The organism is Streptomyces sp. NPDC001220 (assembly GCF_053597895.1).
In genome coordinates, this window is the sequence record NZ_JBSFJE010000012.1 from 337,658 (window position 1) to 357,903 (window position 20,246).

Genomic DNA, 20,246 nt, shown 5'->3' on the forward strand with positions numbered 1-20,246 from the left:
CCCCGTGGACACCGAAGTGCTTGACCTGCCCCTGTCGCGGACAGCCAACGAGCGGCTGCACGCCATGATCCCCGGGGGCGCTCACACCTACGCCAAGGGCGACGACCAGTACCCCGAGAACCTGGCCCCGGTCATCAGCCACGGCAGCGGTGCCCACGTGTGGGACGTCGACGGCAACCGTTACATCGAGTACGGCTCCGGCCTGCGGTCGGTCAGCCTCGGCCACGCCCACCCGCGCGTGGTCGAGGCGGTACGGCGGGAAATCGACCGCGGCAGCAACTTCGTCCGGCCGTCCATCGTGGAGGTAGAGGCCGCCGAGCGCTTCCTGGCCACGGTGCCGACCGCCGAGATGGTGAAGTTCGCGAAGAACGGCTCCGACGCCACCACGGCCGCGGTACGCCTCGCCCGGGCCGTCACCGGGCGCCCGCGGGTGGCCGTCTGCGGCGACCACCCGTTCTTCTCCGTCGACGACTGGTTCATCGGCACCACGCCGATGTCCGCCGGCATTCCGGCGGCGACCAACGAGCTCACCGTGTCCTTCCCGTACGGAGACCTCGCCGCCACGGAGGAACTGCTCGCCCGGTACCCGGACGACATCGCCTGCCTGATCCTGGAACCCGCCACCCACACCGAGCCGCCGCCCGGTTACCTCGCCGGCCTGCGCGAGCTGGCCGACCGGCACGGCTGCGTACTGATCTTCGACGAGATGATCACCGGCTTCCGCTGGTCCGAGGCGGGTGCCCAGGGGCTGTACGGCGTCGTCCCCGACCTCTCCACGTTCGGCAAGGCGCTGGGCAACGGATTCGCCGTCTCCGCGCTGGCCGGACGCCGCGACCTGATGGAGCGGGGCGGACTGCGCGGCTCCGGCGACCGGGTGTTCCTGCTGTCCACCACGCACGGTGCGGAAACGCACTCCCTGGCGGCCGCGATGGCCGTGCAGGCCACCTACGTCGAGGAGGGCGTCACCGCGCGGCTGCACGCCCTGGGCGAGCGGCTGGCCGCCGGTGTCCGCGACGCGGCGGCCGCCATGGGCGTCGGCGACCACGTCGTCGTCCGGGGCCGGGCCAGCAACCTGGTCTTCGCCACCCTCGACGAGAACCTGCAGCCCTCACAGCAGTACCGCACCCTGTTCCTGCGCCGGCTCCTCGCGGGCGGGGTGCTCGCCCCGTCGTTCGTGGTGAGCAGCGCACTCGACGACGCGGACATCGACCGCACCGTCGACGTGGTCGCCCAGGCCTGCGGGGAGTACCGGAAGGCACTGGACGCCGCCGACCCCACCCCCTGGGTGTCCGGGCGAGCGGTGAAGCCCGTGTTCCGCCGCCTGGCGTGACGTCAGCGGCGCTCCCGCCGCCCCACGTCGGTCATCCCGTCGCTCACCCGGTCGGCCGTCCGGTCGGCCATCCCGTCGGCCGCCCGGTCGACCAGCCACGCGGTCGCCGGTATCACCGCCAGCGCGGTGCACCAGCCGCCGAGGGCGTCGGTCGGGTAGTGCGCGCCCAGGCGGACCTCCGCCCAGCCCATGGTGGCGCCGGCGACCAGCGACGCGGCGAGCACGAGTGACGTGCCGGCCGTCCTGCCGAGGCCGAGCCGACCGGCCGCGAGCAGCGCCGCCATGAGGGCGAGCGCGGTGAAGAAGGCGGTGTGCCCGCTCGGGTAGGACAGGTTGCCGGCGCCGTGGATGGTGCGTCCCACCAGATGCTTGAGCAGCGTGGTCGTCCCCACGGTCATGCCGGTACCGGCGACGACGAGCACCGCCGCGCGGGGACGCCGAAGCAGCAGGCAGCCCGCCGCACCGGCCACGACCAGCAGCGCGGATCCCGCCGGTTCCCCCAAGAAGTCCAAGGCCAGAGCGACGTACCGCCACGGCGGCGGCACGCTGTCCGCGGTCGGCCGGATGATCCATCTGTCCACCCTGCTGGGCTCGCTGTGGCCGGCGAACAGGACCCCGAGCGCGACGACCACCAGCGCGGCGAGCGCCGCGATCAGCCCCAGCCAGGTGCGCAGCGACGGGGGCAGCACCGAGCGCGCCGCTCCTGCCAGGCGATCCAACACGAGCCCCCCGTGGTGTCCGACCCGCCCTCCAGCGACCACAACCGCCCCGCATCAGGCCCTGCTTTTCACCCTAACCAACAATCCGCGAACACATACGAGCAGTGCCGAAACAACCCCGCGGCGCACGGAGGGGCAGAGCTCCCACCGGGCAACCACGCTCGCCGCCCCCGGCCAACGACGGCCACGAGAATCAGGAGCAGAAACAGCCTCGTCGGCTTCGATGGTTCAACGGCGGGCGAGGCGGCGCTCGCCGCCCCCGGCGCGTAGTCGAGTTCCTAGTGGGCGAATACCGCCGACTCGTCCGACGCGGACAGCTCATTCGTCCGTGTCGATCGCCGGGGCCCTCTTGACCACGCTCTTGTCGTACGCGATCTTCAGGTACCCGGGGCCCACCGTCGCGGCTTTGAGGGGCACGAAAACCAGGCGGCGCCGGTTGGGCGGCCCGACGGTCACCGTGGCGAAGAAGTGCTGGTCGGTGACTGCCGCCTCGAACTCCTCCAGATTCATCGGCCTGGCCTTGAGGTTGGATGCGACTCCCAGTGCCGACCGGATTTCGGTGAAACGGTGTCTTCCGCTGAAGATCTCGCGGATGATCAGCAGGCTCCAGCGCTCGCCGAGCACTTGCAAACTGCGTTGTATGGAGCACCACGGTTCGTCGGATGCCGTACTTTTCTCCCTTCTCGCCGGCCGACCGGACCCCAGGTCGGAGGCTGCCCAGGGCCCGGCCAGGACTGGTTACGGCGACCTCGGAGAGGTGCTTTCCCGGCTGTGGTTTCCACGTCGCCTGTCGTGCTCACTCATGCCGGACTCCGCCGGCTTCGGTGAGGGTCAGGTCCCGCTCTGCTGTGTCGCGGGCGTCAGCTCCGGTCGCTCTCTGCGACCTGCTTGCCGAGGTCGAGTTCGATGCCGTCCGGCTTCTGCAGGCCTCCTTCGAAGAGGCGCCGGACGCGGTGTTCGTTCACGGGCCGCCCTACCGTTTGGAAGTAGGCGGACAGGGCGGATCCGAACTCTTCGTCCGGAATCCGGGCGCTCTCGTCGATGAGGGCCTTGGTTCCGGCTACGGCGACCTTGTCGAACCCTGCGATACGGCGGGCGAAGGCATCGACGAAATCGTCCAGCTCGCCCTCGGGGAGGACGCGATTGACGTAGCCGTATTCCGCCGCCAGTTCCGCTGGGAAGTCGTCGGCTCCGAGCAGGATCTCCATCGCGCGGTCTCGGCCCACCAGCCTGGCCAGGTGCCCCGTCGCGTTTCCGCCGGGCACGGCCCCGACACCGACCTCGAACTGCCCCAGGATCGCGCGGTGTCCGGCGAAACGGATGTCCGTTGCCAGCGCGAACTCACTTCCCGCTCCCCGGGCGCGTCCCTTGATCGCGGAGATCGTGACAGCCGGAACCCTGCCGAGGCGGATGAAGTTGTCCGCGTAGGGGTGGAGTCCTGTGGGGCCGGGCTTCATGGCGGCTATGCGCGACTTGTCCGCCAGGAAGTCGAAGTGCGCCATGAAGAAGTCGGGGTTGTCGCTGTCGAAGACGACCACGGTCAGGTCAGGCGCCTGCTCGATGCGGTCCACCAGCGCGCCGAGTTGCTCGATGGTGTCCACGTCCATGAGGTTGATCGGGCCGTTGGAGAAGGTCACCTTCCAGTAGGACGGCGATGCTTCGGCAACGTGGAACTGCTGTGCGTTTGTCATGCGCCGCAACGTAGCTAACTATAATTTCGAAAGTCAACTATGGCGGACGAAGAGTCGGTGGGTGTCCTGATGCCGCTCGCCGTTGACGCGGTGGGCGCACCGCACGTGCGGGCGCGGCTGACCGGTGTCGAAGCGCTGGAGCGAAACCTCGGCCGGGTCGAACGGGGGAGTCGGGGTTCGCCCTCCGCGTCCGCCGCCGAGCTCACCGGGAAACTCTGACTTGCAAAACACTATCCTGCCGTGCATGCTTCCTTCCGGCCCCAGGGGCGGCGATCACCCGATCGCTTCCTGAAAGCAGGTCTCGTTCCCTGGCGGTCGAGGCAACCGCCGTCATCAGGTCCCGCCTTACCGGAGGTCACCGTGAATCAGCCCCCCGCTCCGCTGCCTCTCGCCACCGGCACGTATGTGGCCACCCTGCGTAAGGAGGCGGCGGCACTGGAGCAGCTGCTGCGCATCGCGGACCCGGCCACCCCGGTGGCCACCTGCGGCAGTTGGAGCATGCACGACCTGGGCACCCATCTGGGCCAGGCGTCCCGCTTCGCCGCGGCCCTGCTGCAGACCGGGCAGTTGCCCCGCGAGCAGTTCGCACCGCCGGCCGGGCAGGAGATCGCCGACTGGTACGCCGGGGGCGCGGCCGCAATCCTGGCCACCCTGGAGGAGACGGACCCCACCACACCGGCCTGGGCGTTCGGCTTCGAAGACGCGGTGGCGGCGCTCTGGTTCCGCCGCGTCGCCCAGGACACGGCAGTGCACCTGGTCGATGCCCAGCTGGCCACCGGGGCCGACGCGCACGTCGATCCGCTGATCGCAGCCGATGGCATCGACGAGGTGTTCGCCGTGATGGTTCCCAGGGTCTGGCAAAGCGGCGAGCAGAAGCCGCTGCCGGCACCCGTGGCGCTTCACACCACCGACACCGGACACAGCTGGCTGATCCAGCCCGGCGCCATGCCGCGGGCCCTGCCGGCGGAATCGGGACCCGCAGCGGCCACGGTGAAGGCTCCCGCAGCCGAGCTGCTACTCGCCCTGTGGAAGCGGCAGCCCGCAAACCCGGAATGGATCAGCGGTGACATCGCCGCGGCCAACGCCCTGCTGACGGCCACGTTGACACTCTGACCGGCCCTGCTCTTCCGTCGTCGGCACCCCCAGATGTCCCGAGGGGGAACCGGAGCACGAAGCCGTGTGCGCAGAACAGGGTGACGGTCCGCCGGACCGCGTCCGAGAGCGGCGTCGATGGATCAAGACTCGTGGATTCCACAATTCTCTGCCTAACAAGTCCGGACCTGCGCCGTAGCTCTGCTGTTTCCCGGCACTAAGCGCATCGCCGGACGAACCGAGCGGACGGACACACCCGTCCTTCGGCGTCTCGCCTTTACATCCCAAACAACCGAAGAGGTCTACCGTGTCCGAAATACTGCCGCCGCACTCCCGGCGGAAATTCCTGGCCACCTCGGTCGCAGCGGCGGCCGCGGGATCCCTCAGTGTGCTCCCCGCCCAGTCGGCTACGGCAGCCGAAGCGGGACCCCGCCGCGGATGGCCGGCAGGCAGCAGCGTCAACGGCTTCGGCAGCGTCTCGCAGGCGCCCAATCTCCCGGCCGGGTTCACCGACACCTTCACCAGCCGGTTCATCCAGGCCAACGGAATCCGCCAGCACGCGGTCGTCGGCGGCCAGGGCCCGGCCCTGCTGCTGGTCCACGGCTGGCCCGAGACCTGGTACGCCTGGCGCCTGCTGATGCCCACCCTGGCCAAGGACTTCACCGTCGTCGCCGTCGACCAGCGCGGCATCGGCCTGACCGACAAGCCCCACGACGGCTACGACACCGCCACCCTCGCCGACGACCTGGCAGCCCTGATGGATGCGCTCGGCCACCAGCGGTTCGCCGTCGTCGGCCACGACACCGGAATGCCGATCGCCTACGCCCTGGCCGCCGACCACCCGGAGCGGGTCGACCGCCTGGTCGTCGCCGAGGCGCCCCTCCCGGGCATCAGCACCTCGCCGCCGGCCTTCGGCCCCGAGTGGCTCAACGACCGGATCTGGCACATCGGCTTCAACCGCCTCGCCACGATGAACGAGCTGCTCGTCAGAGGACGGGAAAGCATCTTCTTCGGCTTCGAGTTCGACATCAACGCTGCGAAGAAGCTGCCCGACTACGCCGTCGACCACTACATCAGCACCCTTGCCTCCGACCGCGACGCGCTGCGCGGCAGCTTCAGCTTCTACCGCGCGTTCGACACCACGCTCGCGCAGAACCTGGAACGCCAGAAGTCCGGCCTGCTCACCATGCCCGTCCTGGCAATCGGCGGAGCGCTCAGCATTGCCGACGGAGCCGGGGTCACCATGAAGGCTGCGGCACACGACGTGCAGACCGTGGTCATCCCCGACACCGGCCACTGGGTCGCCGAAGAGGCACCCGAGCAGATGCTGGCGGCGCTGACCCCGTTCTTGGTCCCCTACCGTGCAGCGCACACCGCCGCCTGATCCCGGGTAAGGGACCGGTTCGGGCCTCTGTGCACATGACCCCGTCCAGCGGGGCCGAGCGGGGCGCTCCCCGACCCGCTCGGCCCCACCGGCCACGGGCACTTCCCCGGCCCGGGCACCTCGGACGTCCCGATCCAAACCGCGTGCGACCTGCACCCCAAGGCCTTCGTCCGTAACCAACTTCCAACCCGCAGCAGAGCAAGACACGTCTTGAGCGAAATGCGGCGCACTCACGGTCCGAGCCCCCTGGACGGGAATCCTGCTGCCCGTACCGTTCCTCCTCGGGCTCACCTCATCCGGGTTCCGTCGTGATCTGCGCAAAATCAATCGCTTCGCCGACTACGACTGGCGGTGGCTGCGGGCCGTCCGCAAGCGCCGGACCTCACCGCCCTCCCGCCCGGCCGGCAAGTTCAACGCCGGGCAGAGGCTCTACGCCGGGTGGATCGCCGGGGCCGTACCGGTCATGATGATCACCGGCCCGCTGATGTGGTTCACCAATCTCTGCCACCGATCCCGCGCACAAACGCGATCTTCGTAGACGACGGGCTGGCGTTGACGATTGGTCTCGTCGTAGTCGGGCACATGCGACTGGCGTACAGAGACCCGGAGGCGCGGCGCGGCATGCGGACGGGGCAAGTCGACCTCGCCTGGGCAGCGAGGCACCATCCCAAAGGGGTGGGCAGAGACTGACGGCGTCCACGAACTCGGGCCGAAGGGCCGGGAGGCGGCCCCAGGACGCCGCCTGTCAGGACCGGAAATTCCGGCGAGGCTCACGGGCCGGGGTGGGTGTTGGTGAGCAGTCGTGTCTCTGCGGTCGCTCGTTCCCTCTGCCGCCAGGTTCCGGGTGGTTCTCCGTGGTGGCGGCGGAAGGCGGCTGCGAAGGCGAAGGGTGAGCCGTAGCCGACGGCGTCGGCGATCTGGGGCAGGGTGAGATCGTCGGCGCGCAGGTGGTCGCGGGCGATGGTCATGCGCCATTCGGTCAGGTACTGCATGGGGGCCTGACCGAGTGCCTCCCGGAACACCCGCGCGAAGGCGGCGCGGGACAGGCCGCTGATCGCGGCGAGTTCGGGGACCGTCCACGGGTGGGCCGCGTTCTCGTGCATGGCCTGTAGCGCGGCGGTAAGGCGCGGGTCCGCGGCTGCCCGGTACCAGCGGGGCGCGGTCGCGCTGCGGCGGAAGTCGCAGCGGATGGCCAGGACGAGAAGCAGGTCCAGGAGGCGATCCAGGACGATCTGCTGGGCGAGTTCGTTCCGGACCAGTTCGCGGGAGAGCAAAGTGATCACGTCCCGCAGGGGATCGTCGTCGGCCGCCGAGAGGGTCAGAACCTGGGGGAGTGCGTCAAGGAGTCCGCTGCCGACCTCGCCGGAGAACTGGTAGGCGCCGCACAGGAACACCGTGGCCTGCGGGTGGTCCTCGGGGCTCGCTCGGGCGTGGCGGGCCCGGAACTCCTCCGGCTCCAGGCATGTGGCGCCCGGCTCATGCCCGATGTAGTGGTGCGGCCCGCCGCGCACCAGCGTGACGCTTCCCGGTATGAGCTCCACGGCACTGCCGGGGGTGTCCAGCCAGAGGTAGCCGCGGCCACGGACGACGGTGTGCACCGACAGCTGTGTCGATCCGCCGAGATGCAGTCCCCACGGTGGTTCGGCGACCGTCCGTGCGAACACCGCGCCGGTGGCGCGCGCCCGCACCAGGTGGTCAGACAGCAGGTCCATGGGATCAGCTTGGCCAGTAGGAGTGTCAGGGTCAAGGCGCGAGAGCATCGCGTAAAGAATCGAGCGGAGCGCGCATGGAGTGTCTTGCTCAGGACTTCTAGCGTGGAGTCATGAACAACGAAACACGCCCCACCGCACTCGTTCTGGGCGGCACCGGCCGGACTGGTTCGGTGCTGGCCGAGGGCCTCGCCCAGCGAGGGGTCGCTCCCCGTACCGCGGCACGCACCGGAGCGGACGTCCGGTTCGACTGGGACGATCCGGCCACCCACTCCGGCGCCCTGGCCGGCGTCGACCGCCTCTATCTGGTGACACCCACCATGCGAGTCAGCTATGCCGACCAGGTCGGCGCTTTCCTGGACCTCGCCGAGGCGGCCGGCGTGCGCCACGTCACCTATCTGAGCGTCCACAACGCCGACCAGGCGCCGGCCGGGATCGACATCGCGGCCGTCGAGGCCGACCTGGCCTCCCGGCCCGGCATCACCCACACGGTCCTGCGCCCCGCATGGGTGATGCAGAACTTCGCCGACGACCACCTCCCGGTCATCGACGGAGGGATCACGGCCCCGAGCGCCGGCGGCAGGGAAGCTTTCGTCGACGCGGCCGACATCGCGGCGGTCGCGGCCGAGACGCTGCTCGACCCCGAAACCCACGCCGGCGCCACCTACTCGCTCACCGGCCCGCAGGCCCTCACCTTCCGTGAGGTCGCGGGCATTCTCGCTGCCGTGAGTGGCCACCCCGTCGCCTACCACGACATCGACCAGGAGGCATGGATCTCCGGTGCGCTCGCCGCGGGTGTCCCCGCCGACTTCGCCGTGATCATGCGCTGGCTCACCGACGCCATCATCGCGGGCGACGGAGCCACGCCCACAGGCGACATCGAGAAGGTCACGGGGCGGCCGGCCACCACATTCCGTGCGTTCGCCGAGCGCAACGCCCACGTCTGGACCTCGTGAGGGCCCGGCGCCGCCCCGGTGGCACGAGGGACGAAGCAGGCCCGCTGACTGCGGGACACATCCGAAGGAGACGCCACAATGATTGATCACGTATACATCTCGGTGAGCGACCTCAAGCGCTCAAGCGCCTTCTATCTGGCGGCGCTCAAGCCGCTCGGGTGGAAAGAGATCGGTTCCTACGAATCGGACACTCCGGGTGTCCCCAGCCTCTTCGGACTCTGCGATCGAGTCTATGGATCGGGTAAGGCTGTCGGTGCCAGCATCTGGCTGCGTGAGCGGCAGCCAGGTGAGACCGGCCTCTACCTCGGCCTCGTCGCCGACAGTCCGGCCGAAGTAGATGCTGCGTATTCTGCCGCCCTGGCCGCCGGCGGCCAGGATGACGGTGGAGCGGGTCCGCGTCCGCACTTCGGCCCCGGATACTACGCCGCGAATGTCACTGACCTCGACGGTAACCGACTTGAGATCGTCAACAAGACCATCAATCCAAAGCGCCCAGCCTGACAGGCAGTTGCCTCCTCACCTTGTGCGAGAAGTGCAGCCGGATGAAATGCGCCGACTTGCTCGACCTTCGGCTGCACTTCCGAGTGCCCCGGCTGCGAAGGCCACGCGAGTACGGCGAGATGCACATCCAAGTCGGCCGGCCGTGTTGGTGACCGTGCGTAAGTGTGGCGCTGGAGAAGTGGCCGGGTGCGGCGTGGTGAGGCCGCCCGGCCACAGCCGTTCGCCGTTCGAGTGCGACGTGCTGCGGGTCGCACGAACCGCTCGAAGTGGACCCCTGGGCACCTTCGGAGCATGACATAGCGGGTGGCCCGGGGCAGCGGTTCGGGGCCGGTGACGTCCAGCGCGGCACGCAGCCGTCCAGCCTTCGGCTCGACGAGCAACGCCTCAGTGTCGACGACGCGGCCGCGCGCGATGTTCACCAGCAGGCTGCCGTTCCGCATGCGTGCCAGGAAAGCGGCGTCGACAAGGTGGATGGTGGCGTCCGTGAGGGGCGTGGCCAGGTTCACCGCGTCGGCGCGTGGGAGCAGGTCGGGTAGGTCCGCAAGGGCCTGAACGGGGGGTTCGGTCAGTGGGGGTTTTGTCGCGTCCCTGATCCGCTGGAGATTCGAGCTGGCCAGGTGCGCCTGGAAGTGCTCGGAGGTGAGCCAGTGCTCGACTATGAAGACATCCTTGCCATCGGCGTGCAGTGCGCAGAGCTTGCATCCCGGTTCCTGATGGACAGCGGGGCGAACTCGCGGTACACGCCAAGCACCTCTTGGGTCTTGCCCGGCGCGGGGATCAGGCGGGCGATGACAACGGGCACACGAGCAAACCCTATCGGGACGGTCTCCCGCGCCGTGAACGTGGGATTCTGGGTGAAGCCGCACTCTCACGATGCACCCCACCGGCCGCTACGCCACCGGTGGCGGCACGGTAGCGCGCCACAACCGTTGGCTCCGCCAACAGCCTTGATCATAGGTCGCTCATGAGTCAGCCGTCCGTCACCGGGCCGAGTACAGCGCGGCGATGTCGTTGGGCAGCGCGGACTTGATCTGGCGGCTGAATTCGTCGACGAGCACTTCCTCCTGGCCGGTGAGGAGTCCCTTGATCGCGGCTCGTGCGACCTCCTCGGGACTGATCTTGGGCTGATCGACATTGGCGGACAGGTCGGTGTCGACATACCCGACGTGCACACCGAGCACTCGGGTGCCCTGCGGGCGCAGGGCCAACCGCATCGCGTTGGACAGCGACCACTGCGCTGCCTTGCTCGCTGCATATCCGGGCGCCTGCTCCAGGGCCAGCCAGGATGCGGCGGACAGCATGTTGATGACGGCGCCGCCGCCGTTGTGGGACAGCGTCGGAGCGAAGGCCTGGGTCACAGCCCAGGTGCCGAGGTAGTTGACCTCCATCTCGCGCCTGGCGTCGTCCAGCGACGCGGTGAGCGGCGACGCCGCGAGGGCGGTTCCGGCGTTGTTGACCAGGATGGAGAGGTCGCCGATCGCCTCGACCGCCGTGGCGATGGTGGCAGGGTCCGTGACGTCCAGTTGGATCGGCACCATCCCGCGGTCGGTGATCTGTTCGGGGCGGCGTGCGGCGGCGTAGACCGTGGCGCCGTGCTCGGCGAGCACTCGGGCGAACGCCTGGCCGATCCCTCGGTTGGCGCCCGTCACCAAGGCGGCCTTGCCTTGAATCTGCATGTCCATGTCCTATCCGTTCGGTGTGCACGTGCGCCGAGGTCTGGCGTCGTCGGTAGCAATTCCACCTGACTTTTATTATTAAAGTCAAGGATGCTTCCCGTGGTCCGGCGAGATGGTTGTCCCTCAAACTCGTCATGTAGGACACGGTCCGAACGGCACACTGGATAGTGATCCGATACTCAGGTGTACGATTCGGTCATGCCATGCAGTCGCGTGGCATACGGGGGGAGCCGGCTAGAGATGTGGAAGGCGGGGTGGCAGTGCCATCGACGAGGAAAGTGTCCGGTCCCATGGACGATTCGCCGGCCTGCTCCATCGAGCGCAGCCTGCAAGTGCTTGGCGAGCGTTGGACTCTGCTGGTCCTGCGCGACATATTCGCGGGCAAGCACAGGTTCGCCGAAATCCAGTCGTCCCTCGGTATCGCGCCGAACCTGCTCAGCGACAGGCTCAAGATTCTCAGCGAGGCAGGTGTGTTGCGTACGCGGACGTACCAGGAGCCGGGCAGTCGGCATCGGCAGAGCTACCACCTGACTCCGGCCGGGCAGGAGCTGCAACTCGTGCTGGCGGCTCTCCAGCAGTGGGGTGACCAGCACCGCCCTCGCCCGTCGGGACCCTCTTCTCTGCGGCGATCGCGTTCCACCGGTCAGGCCGTGCGGGTGGGGTTCCTCGACGACGACGGCCGCGAACTGCCCGCCGAAGGTGTGACGTTCGTGATGAATACGGGGCCCGGGGCCTGATGGCGTAGGACTGCGGTTTGCTGGGTGCGCTGCTGGGCGGCCGCGTGCCAGGGGGTTTCTCTCTTGATTTGCTGTGCGGTGTCGGGTACGGCCTGGAAGCGCTTGGGATCGTGATTCCGCGCCGGCCGAGCATGGCGCGGAGTTTTCTACGTTCCAACTGGAGCGGGCGCGGTCCAGCGATGCGCACCTTCCTCGGAACCGCCACGGTCGATCAGGTCCACAGCCTGCCCGATGCGCCGGAAGCTCACGGTCGTGATCACCCGGTTCGGAGGCGAGCGGCGGTCCCTGATGCAGGAGAACACCACCGTTGCGCCGGACCACACCTCCACGGCCGTCACGCGGCGGTCAGGTGCTGCTCGCCCGGCTCCATTACGGGGAGTGGGCGGACCGCCGGGCGAGGCACGCCGTACCGGGGCAGCACCTTCTTGAGTAGTTCCATGATGTCCGGGGCGGTGTGGCCGTCGGACATGATGTCGATGGCATTCTGCTCGGGCGGCATGTAGAAGTGCATGTTCAGCACCCGTTCCGGGTGCTCGACCTGGTCGACGAACTCGCTCGATGCGTAGGAGGACGAGTTACTGGCCAGGATCGCGTCGGGGGCCGCCGTGCGGTCGAGTTCGCCGAAGATCTCTTTCTCCAGGTCGAGGCGTTCGGGCACGGCCTCGACCACAAGCCAGGCGTCCGCGAGGGCTTCGGCCATGACGTTGGTGACGACCACCGAGCCCGGCTTGCCGCCCTGGATCTTCGCCGCGACCTGGGCAGGTTCTCCTCGACGTAGGCGCGCGCCGCTTCGGCGGCCTGCGCGGACTTGTCGAAGATCCGGACCAGCCCGCCGCGATCGGCGAACATCAGCGCGATCCGGCGGCCGAGGGGCCTGCGCTGATCACCGCGACCGGACGGCTCTCGATGTTCGTGGGAAGCGCGAAGGACATGCTCGTTCCTGTTCTCGTGGCGGCTGCTGCGATGTGGAATCGGCTTGCGCCACCTCAGTCTCAGCACGCGCCATGCAGTCGGAAACCGGGGAGGGCCGTACGAGGCTTAGCTCTGCTGCGCGCCGGGATGGGCGGCGCACAGCCTCTCTCCACGCCATCCATCGGTTCCGCCGGTCGGCCCCTCTGCAGTCGCATCGCCGTGCGCACCGGGCTGCTATGGAAGACACGCCGGGTGGCTGTGCAGAGAGACGCGAGGAGAGCCGGATGTGGGACTCACTGCTGGCACTGACGGTCGTACCTGGGAGAGTGCTGCGGGTCGGCATCGCGGACGGCCAGGTGGAGACGCTGGTCCAGGACGCGGGCCCCGCGCCGGACGGGATCGTCGTCGAAGCCGGGGTCGTCTACTGGACCACCATGGGCGCGCCGACGCTCGACCCGGCCAAGGGCTTCGGGGAGGCGGCACAGGACTTCTCCCGGCGCAACGGCGGCCTGCACGCGGTGCGTCTGGACCGCGGCAGCCTCCGGGACGTGGTCGAGCCCGGGGCGATCACCACCGGCAAGCAACTGGCCTCGGACGGTGCCGGGTTCCTGTACTGGGGCGACCGCGAGGGCTGCCGGGTGAGCCGAGTACGGACGGACGGCAGCGATCTGACCGACCTGGTGGTCAACTCTGCCGGCGACATCCTGCAGGAATGCGTGGGCGTGGCCGTGGACCCCGTACGCGGGCACCTCTACTGGACGCAGAAGGGCCCCGCCAAGGGCGGCGAGGGCCGCATCTTCCGCTCCGGCCTCGAACTCCCCGCCGGGGAGAGCCCGGAGCGGCGCAGAGACATCGAGCTGCTCTGGACGGGCTTGCCCGAGCCGATCGATCTGCACCTGGACGGCGGCTGGCTCTACTGGACCGACCGCGGCGCCCCACCAGCCGGCAACACCCTCAACCGGGCACCGGTCCCGGCGGCGGGCGTTTCCGGCGGGACGCCGCAGATCCTGGCGAGCGGGTTCGCCGAGGCAATCGGCCTGGCCGTCGACACCGACGCGGGCACCGTCTACGTGTCCGACCTCGGTGGACACATCCGCGCGGTCCCGCTGCCCGGCGGACCGGCCGACGGGCAGCGGGAACGCGACATCGTGTCCCTCCCTCACCCGCTGACCGGCATCGCCGGCATCAGTTGACCCGCACACCCGCACACCCGCACGGCCGAGCCACGGAGCCAAGGGACCGTGCAGGTAGGCGGCCGGTTATGGTCGGCGTAGTGGGCGTGTGTCCCAGCGGTGGGTCGTCCAGACCCGGCGGATCAGGCGAATGGCATGGCCGGGAAATCGAGCCTGGTTGATCTGCTCGCGAGTGGTAGCACGAACGCCCCAGAGTGCCCCAGCCATCTCTCACCGCAAAATGGATATAAGCCGTTCCGCTCCTCGCGGAGACGACACCAGCGATTCGGAGGCACAGGTGATGTCCACTAGCCCGAGCCGATGGATGACGATCGGCGACTTCCTGCTTCGCCGTCTGGAGGAGGCCGGCGTCGGCCACCTCTTCGGCGTGCCTGGTGACTTCAACCTCGCATTGTTGCAGCAGCTCCAGGACGCGGGCACGGTGAAATGGGTCGGTAACTGCAGTGAGCTGAACGCGTCCTACGCAGCGGACGGCTATGCCCGGCTGAACGGCATGGGCGCGCTCCTCGTGACGAACGCCGTCGGGGCCCTGAGCGCGATCAACGGGGTCGCCGGCTCCTACAGCGAGCGCGTGCCGGTGGTCTGTATCTGCGGGGCGATCCCGCTCAAGTCCATCGATCGCGGCCTGGGAATGCACCACACGATGGCCGACGGCACCTGGGACCGCTTCCTCGGCGCCTACGCACAGGTGACCGCCGCGCAGGCGCGACTGACCCCGCACAACGCGGTCACCGAGATCGACAGGCTGATCCTCACCGCATGGCGGGAAAAGCTCCCGGTGTACATGGAGCTGCCTTCCGACATCGCCTATCTCGACATCGAGGTTCCGCGAGCCCCGCTGCTGCTCGCGCAACCGCCCAGCGACCCGGAACGGCTGCGGTCGTGCACCACCGCAGTCGCAGACCACCTGTCCGCCGCCAAGTCACCGGCGGTCCTGGTGGATCTGGACGCGGACCGGTTCGGCGTGGCAGCCGATCTCATGAGGCTGGCCGAGAAAATGCGGCTCCCCGTAGCAGTGATCAGCACAGCCAAGGCGGTCATCGACGAGACGTTCCCCTATTACGTCGGCATCTACAACGGCCAGGCAGGCGAGCCGCACGTGCGCGCGGCGATCGAGACCAGCGACTGCCTGCTCACCATCGGCTACCGCCCGATCGAGGTGACCACGGGCGACTTCACCGCTTCGCTACCCGCCGACACGATCCGCGCCCGCAGCCACTCGGTGGACATCGGCGACGACAACTACCAGGCGGTTACGCTGATGGAGGTCATCCGTGGCGTACTGGACGCCGTCCCGCAGGTCACGAGCCGCGCCGTACCACAGCGGGGAGCAGCGGTGGCGGGGACACCTGCAGGCGGCTCCACCAACCTGACGCAGGCTGCGTACTGGCAGGCAATCCAGGGCTACCTCCGGGCCGGGGACGTGCTCCTCCTCGACAACGGCACCTCGTACGCCCTCCTCGGCCTGCGCCTCCCACCGGAGTGCACCTTCGTCGGGTCGATCAACTGGGGCTCGATCGGCTACTCGGTCGGAGCCCTGCTCGGCACGCTGACCGCAGCACCGAACCGTCGCCACCTGCTGTTCCTGGGTGACGGCTCATTCCAGCTGACCGCGCAGGAGCTGTCGACCATCCTGCGGCACGACCACAAGCCCGTGATCTTCCTGATCAACAACGGCGGATACACCATCGAACGCGGTTACCTCGGCAAAACCGAGCAGTACAACGACATCGCGACCTGGGCCTACGCGGATCTACCGAGGGTGCTCCGCCCGGACACGACGGCGCGATCGTTCGTCGTCAAGACTCCCGCAGATCTGGCGGAGGCTCTCAGCGCGCCCAACGACACGCTGATCTTCATCGAAGCAGTCATGGATCCCTACGACGCACCCGCCGCGATCATGACCAGCAGCAACACCGGCGCGGACATCGACTACGGGCCACGCGGCCCGCAACATCGCGACAACGTACAGCTCAGGCCGGCCTGACTTTCCAGCGACGCGAAACTGCGGAGGCCGGCAGTTCAGCCGGGGGCGACGGGAAGGGGTAGAAAGGGACCCCGACGATGAAGGGGTAGAAAGGGACCCCGACGATGTCGACCTGATCCTTGCCTTCGAAGGCGTCGAGGAGTTGGGTGACGACCTTGGCAAGCTCTGCGCGCGAGCCGTAGATGAATCTGGGACTGTGCACCGGACCGAACGGACCGTTGCTCGTGTCGATCCTCAGCCACATGCCGTTCACCGGGCTCCACACCTCGTAATGGGCCCGGCCCCGGACTGGAGTGGCCGTCGGCAGGTGGGCTTGGCGGGTGCGGGTAGCCCTGCATCTCAATGGCGCGGTCCCGCGGGAACTCTGGGCGGGCGCGGAGTGATGCGTGTCGTGACAAACCTATGCCCGCTGTGGGGGGCGGGCCGTGGTTGCGGGCGGGAGAGTCTGCTCGGCCCAGACGGTCTTGCCGTCGAGCGTGTAGTGGACGCCCCAGTTCTGTGCGAGCTGGGCGATGATGAACAAGCCGCGCCCGCCTTCGTCGATGGTCTTCGCGTGGCGTAGCCGCGGCGCGAGGGAACTGCTGTCGTGGACTTCGCAGGTGAGTGTGTGGTCCTTGATGAGCTGCAACCGGACAGGCCGGGGTGCCGTAGCGGACGGCGTTGGTGACCAGTTCGCTGACGATCATTTCGGTGGCATAGGTGGTTTCCTCGTCGGCTCTCCAAAGGATGAGCTGGTGGCGGGCGTGGGCGCGGGCCGTGGCGACGGTTTTGGGGTCGTGGTCGAGATGCCACGTGGCGACCTGGTCGCCGGGGAACGGGTGGGTGCGGGCGAGGAGGAGGATGACGTCGTCGTCGCGGGTGTCGTTCCGCAGCTGGTAGAGCACGTCGTCGCACAGATCCTGCAGTGGCCGGTCACTGTGGGCCAGCACCCGTCGGAGGGTGTCCGGAGACGGTGAGGTGTGCAGCAGGGGCGCGGTGTAGAAGGCGAGGACGCTGCCGTCGGCGACAGAGACGGTGGTGGCGGCGAAGGGGGGTCCCTCGGCAGTGCCCAGAGGAGGGCCGGCAGGGAGGTCAGGGATCTCGGTGGTCCCGTCGGGATGGGCGATGACGGGTGGGGGGTGCCCGGCCAGGGCGATGGTGCATGTCTGGGCGAGCGGGTCGTAGACCGCGTACGCGCAGCTTCCCGTGAGCGGCATGGGGTCGTCGGGCGGCAGGGCTGCGCGTTCCTGGGCCAGGCTGATGGCGGTGTCGTTGAGGCGGGCGAGTAGTTCGTCGGGCTCCAGGTCGAGTGCGGCCAGGGAGTGGGTGGCGGTCCGTATCTGTCCCATGGTGGTTGCCGCGTGGATGCCTTGGCCGGAGACTTCGCCGACCACCAGTGCGGTGCGGGCGCCGGGCAGGGCGAAAGTGTCGAACCCGCCGCCTCCGCCCGCCACGGCGGGCACGTGCAGGTGCGCGGTTTCAATGGTGGTCCGGGGCGCAGGGTGTGGAGGCAGCAGGTGGCGCTGGATCGTCAAGGCGATGGCGTGTTCGCGGGTGTAGCGGCGGGCGTTGTCGATGCACAGCGCGCTGTGTGCGGCCACTGCGAGCGCGAGGGCGACATCGCCCTCGTCGTAGACATCGTCGGCCTGGTCGGTGCGGTACAGGCTCAGCAGCCCGAGCACGGTTCCCCGCAGCGTCAGGGGTGCGGTGATGAGAAAGCGGGCACCGGATGCACGGATCGCCTCGGCGCGGGGCGGGTCGGCTGCCAGCCACGGCGCGTCGGGGCTCAGGGCGACGAGGCGGGGCTTGAGGTCGGTCAGCGTCTGTGCGTAAGGCGTCGGAAAGGGCAGAGCGCGCACATCGCCCACGGGATGCGCCTGAATCTGCTCGCCGCCGCCGCGGTGGCCGTAGGCGGCACGGCGCAGGGGTACCGGTCCCAGAGGGCTCAGCGGAGGTTCCTCGCCACGTACCACTGCGTCCACGACTTCCACCACGGCGATGTCGGCGAGGTCCGGCACCACTGCCTGTACCAGTTCCTCACACGTGGCCACCACGTCGAGGGTCTGTCCCACGTGCTCGCGCACGGAGTCGAGGACACGCAGGCGGGCGTCCACCCTTTCGCGTTCGGTGACATCGAGCATCTCCGTCAGCAGCCCCAAGATCCTCCCCTGTGAGTCCTCCAGCCGAGATGCCGAGACGGAGAACAGGTACTCCGGCCCCGGTGCGCCGCCCTTCGGACGAACCCCCACGAGTCGCCCCCGCGCGGGTGTGCCGCGCTCCAGCACGCCGTACAGCATCGCCTCCACCTCACCGGGTGCGGAAAGGTCATACACCTCGGTGACGTGTCGGCCCATGATCTGTTCAGGGGGCACGGCGTGCAGAACCGGCCTCGTGAGGTTGATCCGTAGGATGCGCAGCTCCGTGTCCAGGATCAGCAGCCCTGTAGGGGACTGGTGGAACAGCGCTTTCAGTACTGCGGCACCCTCGACGGGCGAGATGGCTTCGTCTTGCGCCATGGCAACCCACCTCCACCATCCAGCCTGCCCCTGGCTCCTGTGTGGCGCTCCTGGTGTACGTCGACGGCCGGAAGGTGCACCTCGATCCGCAGATCGTCCGGGGCATCACAACCGCGTCGGCTTCCCGCCAACGCGTGGAATGGCGGACGCTGAGTCTGCGCGAGGCCCAGTCGTTCGAGACAGATGCTCGATGGGATCATCGACTCAGTACGCCACGAACGCTGACGACTTCAGCCGCACGTGCTTCTTCGGGTGGCTCGATGCCGTCCAGGTCAGTGAGGAGTCGCTCCACGTCGGCCACGAGCGACCCGTAGACCTGCCATGCGTTCAGATCGGTCAGTGCGCCGTGCTCGAGCAGATCGGTCACCGTCGCATGCCAGGTCAGCATGCGATCGATCCCTGTGCGCAACTGCCTCCGGGTATCGCCCTGACGCGCGTCGGCCGCCACACCGAGAGCGGCATATGTGATGAAGACCTGCCCTGCCCACTCGAGTGCCTCCCCGTATCGGACTGCGAATCCCTGCTTCAGGCCGTGGTCGCTGCCGTCCTGGTCGAGGTTGTCGGCCAGAGTCCTGGCGATGCCTCGCACCTGGAACGACGCCCTGTGGAGAACTTCGAAGGTGTATTCGTGGACTGCGGACATGTGCTGTCGGTGCGCGGCTGCGCGGGCGTTCCAGCGCAGGCTCTCAGCAGTCTTCCGCACCTCATCGCGAGCGTCCGAGACCTGCCGCTCCAGCTCTCGTGCCTTCTCCAGCCAGAGGTGCGCGTGACTCGCAGACCGTCCTTCCCTCACGTCACGGCCCATGTCCCGCAGCAACGTGCCCGTGCAGCGGGCCAGGCCGCGCACGGCGGCGTCGGACTGGGTGAGATACATCGGTGGGAAGACCAAGGCATTGACCGCGACTCCCACTGTGGCGCCCGCAAGGGTGGAGACCGCGGGGACGACCACATGCCCGACCGGAGCCGCTGCGGCGGCCGTCAGGCTGATCACCGCAGTCGAAGCGACTTGAAGCCGGTCCTCACCGTTACGACGTCCACCGGTGAACAGCACCACGATCAGGGCGGCCACGATGGCTCCGGCGGTGGCCCCCAGCAACCAGGCGGCGGCGACAGCCAGGGAGACACCTGACACCTGGACCGCCACCCGGCGCGCGGCATGGACCACCGAGCTGTACACCGTGGACGCATTGGCCATGACCAACGCCGTGCCGACGCCGAGGAACTGTTGCTGCCCCGGTAGCCACAAGGCGATGAGCTGCCACGCGAGCACCGCTGCGACCAGGCTCTTCACGCCATGGCGCAGGACGTACTCACTCTCTCTTCACGAGATACGCCGCCAGCCGCCCGCCTGGCGCCGAACTGATGGGGATGATCGCGACCCTGCTGTCGCAGATCACGAGTTTGAGCGGCAGCTCGGTGCGGACACGCGCCTGTTCGCCGGCCCGGAGACTGGTCCGCCGCACCGCCGCACCGCCGCACCGCCGCACCGCCGCACCGCCGCACCGCCGCGCCGCCGCACCACCGCACCACCGCGCCTCGGTGGTCGAGCACGGCGGCTGCCGGCCCGTCGAAGGCGTACGACCCTGCGCCGGGAGCGGAGCCGGGTACGTCCGTCGTTCCTTGGGAGCCGCCTGCCGAGCAGGCGTTCTTGAGATTCTCCAGGTCCATGTGGGGCTTCCTTCGAGAGAGCCTGCCGCTCGAGAGATCGGCATGCGGTGGCGGCCGTCGGCCGCCCGGTCGGCGGTGCGTCACGCCGCGATGGTTTTGGAGGGCAGGTCCTGTTCGGCCCAGACGACTTTGCCGTCCGTCGCGGAGCGGGAGCCCCACCTGCGGGACAACTGCGCGACGAGGAAGAGGCCGCGGC

17 protein-coding genes and 3 pseudogenes are annotated in these 20,246 nt (G+C 68.7%); 10 read left to right on the forward strand and 10 right to left on the reverse strand.

All coding sequences use genetic code 11. The annotated features are described in order from the left end of the window. The first annotated feature begins 4 nt into the window (after positions 1 to 4). Complete coding sequence (locus ACWDGI_RS28550) at positions 5 to 1,330, forward strand: glutamate-1-semialdehyde 2,1-aminomutase (RefSeq protein ID WP_450763724.1); 1,326 nt, start codon at positions 5 to 7, stop codon at positions 1,328 to 1,330. A gap of 2 nt (positions 1,331 to 1,332) precedes the next feature. Here ACWDGI_RS28550 and ACWDGI_RS28555 read toward each other — a convergent pair whose 3' ends face one another. The 4 genes and pseudogenes from ACWDGI_RS28555 to ACWDGI_RS28570 form a co-directional block, all read right to left on the reverse strand. Next, the gene (locus tag ACWDGI_RS28555) at positions 1,333 to 2,052 is read right to left on the reverse strand and encodes a phosphatase PAP2 family protein (RefSeq protein WP_450763725.1); all 720 of its coding nucleotides are present in this window, start codon (positions 2,050 to 2,052) and stop codon (positions 1,333 to 1,335) included. Between the two features lie 225 nt (positions 2,053 to 2,277). Further along, a pseudogene (locus tag ACWDGI_RS28560) lies at positions 2,278 to 2,529 on the reverse strand (PRC-barrel domain containing protein); the annotation flags it as partial. Positions 2,530 to 2,622: 93 nt separating this feature from the next. Further along, positions 2,623 to 2,673, reverse strand: a pseudogene (locus tag ACWDGI_RS28565) (hypothetical protein); the annotation flags it as partial. Between the two features lie 236 nt (positions 2,674 to 2,909). After that, positions 2,910 to 3,740, reverse strand: coding sequence for an enoyl-CoA hydratase/isomerase family protein (locus tag ACWDGI_RS28570; RefSeq protein WP_450763727.1), 831 nt, complete (start codon positions 3,738 to 3,740; stop codon positions 2,910 to 2,912). A gap of 39 nt (positions 3,741 to 3,779) precedes the next feature. Here ACWDGI_RS28570 and ACWDGI_RS28575 point away from each other — a divergent pair, with 39 nt between their 5' ends. The 4 genes and pseudogenes from ACWDGI_RS28575 to ACWDGI_RS28590 all read left to right on the forward strand — a co-directional run. Further along, a complete protein-coding gene (locus ACWDGI_RS28575; protein WP_450763729.1) occupies positions 3,780 to 3,959 on the forward strand; it encodes a hypothetical protein in 180 nt (59 codons plus the stop codon). 141 nt (positions 3,960 to 4,100) lie between these two features. After that, positions 4,101 to 4,853: a maleylpyruvate isomerase family mycothiol-dependent enzyme gene (locus ACWDGI_RS28580; RefSeq protein ID WP_450763731.1), complete on the forward strand. Its 753-nt coding sequence runs from the start codon at positions 4,101 to 4,103 to the stop codon at positions 4,851 to 4,853. A 286-nt stretch (positions 4,854 to 5,139) separates the two neighbouring features. Continuing rightward, positions 5,140 to 6,216, forward strand: coding sequence for an alpha/beta fold hydrolase (locus ACWDGI_RS28585; RefSeq protein WP_450763733.1), 1,077 nt, complete (start codon positions 5,140 to 5,142; stop codon positions 6,214 to 6,216). Positions 6,217 to 6,463: 247 nt separating this feature from the next. Beyond that, positions 6,464 to 6,906: pseudogene (locus ACWDGI_RS28590) on the forward strand (cytochrome b/b6 domain-containing protein); the annotation flags it as partial. Between the two features lie 80 nt (positions 6,907 to 6,986). On the opposite strand, the gene ACWDGI_RS28595 reads toward ACWDGI_RS28590, so the two are convergent. Next, positions 6,987 to 7,928, reverse strand: a complete 942-nt coding sequence (locus ACWDGI_RS28595) for a cupin domain-containing protein (RefSeq protein ID WP_450763735.1) — start codon at positions 7,926 to 7,928, stop codon at positions 6,987 to 6,989. Between the two features lie 110 nt (positions 7,929 to 8,038). Between ACWDGI_RS28595 and ACWDGI_RS28600 the strand changes: the two genes are divergently transcribed. Both ACWDGI_RS28600 and ACWDGI_RS28605 read left to right on the forward strand, forming a co-directional pair. Beyond that, positions 8,039 to 8,881: an NmrA family NAD(P)-binding protein gene (locus ACWDGI_RS28600; protein ID WP_450763737.1), complete on the forward strand. Its 843-nt coding sequence runs from the start codon at positions 8,039 to 8,041 to the stop codon at positions 8,879 to 8,881. A 78-nt stretch (positions 8,882 to 8,959) separates the two neighbouring features. Then, positions 8,960 to 9,382, forward strand: coding sequence for a VOC family protein (locus ACWDGI_RS28605; RefSeq protein WP_450763739.1), 423 nt, complete (start codon positions 8,960 to 8,962; stop codon positions 9,380 to 9,382). Here ACWDGI_RS28605 and ACWDGI_RS28610 read toward each other — a convergent pair. Together ACWDGI_RS28610 and ACWDGI_RS28615 are read right to left on the reverse strand one after the other, a co-directional pair. Then, a complete protein-coding gene (locus ACWDGI_RS28610; protein WP_450763741.1) occupies positions 9,301 to 10,266 on the reverse strand; it encodes an NAD(P)-dependent oxidoreductase in 966 nt (321 codons plus the stop codon). The genes ACWDGI_RS28605 and ACWDGI_RS28610 overlap by 82 nt on opposite strands. Before the next feature lie 96 nt (positions 10,267 to 10,362). Further along, complete coding sequence (locus ACWDGI_RS28615) at positions 10,363 to 11,058, reverse strand: SDR family oxidoreductase (RefSeq protein ID WP_450763743.1); 696 nt, start codon at positions 11,056 to 11,058, stop codon at positions 10,363 to 10,365. A 290-nt stretch (positions 11,059 to 11,348) separates the two neighbouring features. On the opposite strand from ACWDGI_RS28615, the gene ACWDGI_RS28620 reads away from it, so the two are divergent. Beyond that, the gene (locus ACWDGI_RS28620; RefSeq protein ID WP_450763745.1) at positions 11,349 to 11,795 is read left to right on the forward strand and encodes a winged helix-turn-helix transcriptional regulator; all 447 of its coding nucleotides are present in this window, start codon (positions 11,349 to 11,351) and stop codon (positions 11,793 to 11,795) included. Between the two features lie 334 nt (positions 11,796 to 12,129). Here the strand turns inward: ACWDGI_RS28620 and ACWDGI_RS28625 are convergent, their stop codons facing one another. Further along, positions 12,130 to 12,513: a 3-hydroxyacyl-CoA dehydrogenase NAD-binding domain-containing protein gene (locus ACWDGI_RS28625; RefSeq protein ID WP_450763747.1), complete on the reverse strand. Its 384-nt coding sequence runs from the start codon at positions 12,511 to 12,513 to the stop codon at positions 12,130 to 12,132. Positions 12,514 to 12,991: 478 nt separating this feature from the next. On the opposite strand from ACWDGI_RS28625, the gene ACWDGI_RS28630 reads away from it, so the two are divergent. Both ACWDGI_RS28630 and ACWDGI_RS28635 read left to right on the forward strand, forming a co-directional pair. Continuing rightward, complete coding sequence (locus ACWDGI_RS28630) at positions 12,992 to 13,900, forward strand: hypothetical protein (protein ID WP_450763749.1); 909 nt, start codon at positions 12,992 to 12,994, stop codon at positions 13,898 to 13,900. 280 nt (positions 13,901 to 14,180) lie between these two features. Beyond that, positions 14,181 to 15,887, forward strand: a complete 1,707-nt coding sequence (locus tag ACWDGI_RS28635) for an alpha-keto acid decarboxylase family protein (protein WP_450763751.1) — start codon at positions 14,181 to 14,183, stop codon at positions 15,885 to 15,887. A gap of 35 nt (positions 15,888 to 15,922) precedes the next feature. Here ACWDGI_RS28635 and ACWDGI_RS28640 read toward each other — a convergent pair whose 3' ends face one another. Further along, positions 15,923 to 18,382, reverse strand: coding sequence for a SpoIIE family protein phosphatase (locus ACWDGI_RS28640; protein WP_450763753.1), 2,460 nt, complete (start codon positions 18,380 to 18,382; stop codon positions 15,923 to 15,925). Positions 18,383 to 18,578: 196 nt separating this feature from the next. Beyond that, positions 18,579 to 19,673, reverse strand: coding sequence for an FUSC family protein (locus tag ACWDGI_RS28645; RefSeq protein ID WP_450763755.1), 1,095 nt, complete (start codon positions 19,671 to 19,673; stop codon positions 18,579 to 18,581). Positions 19,674 to 20,246 lie beyond the last annotated feature (573 nt).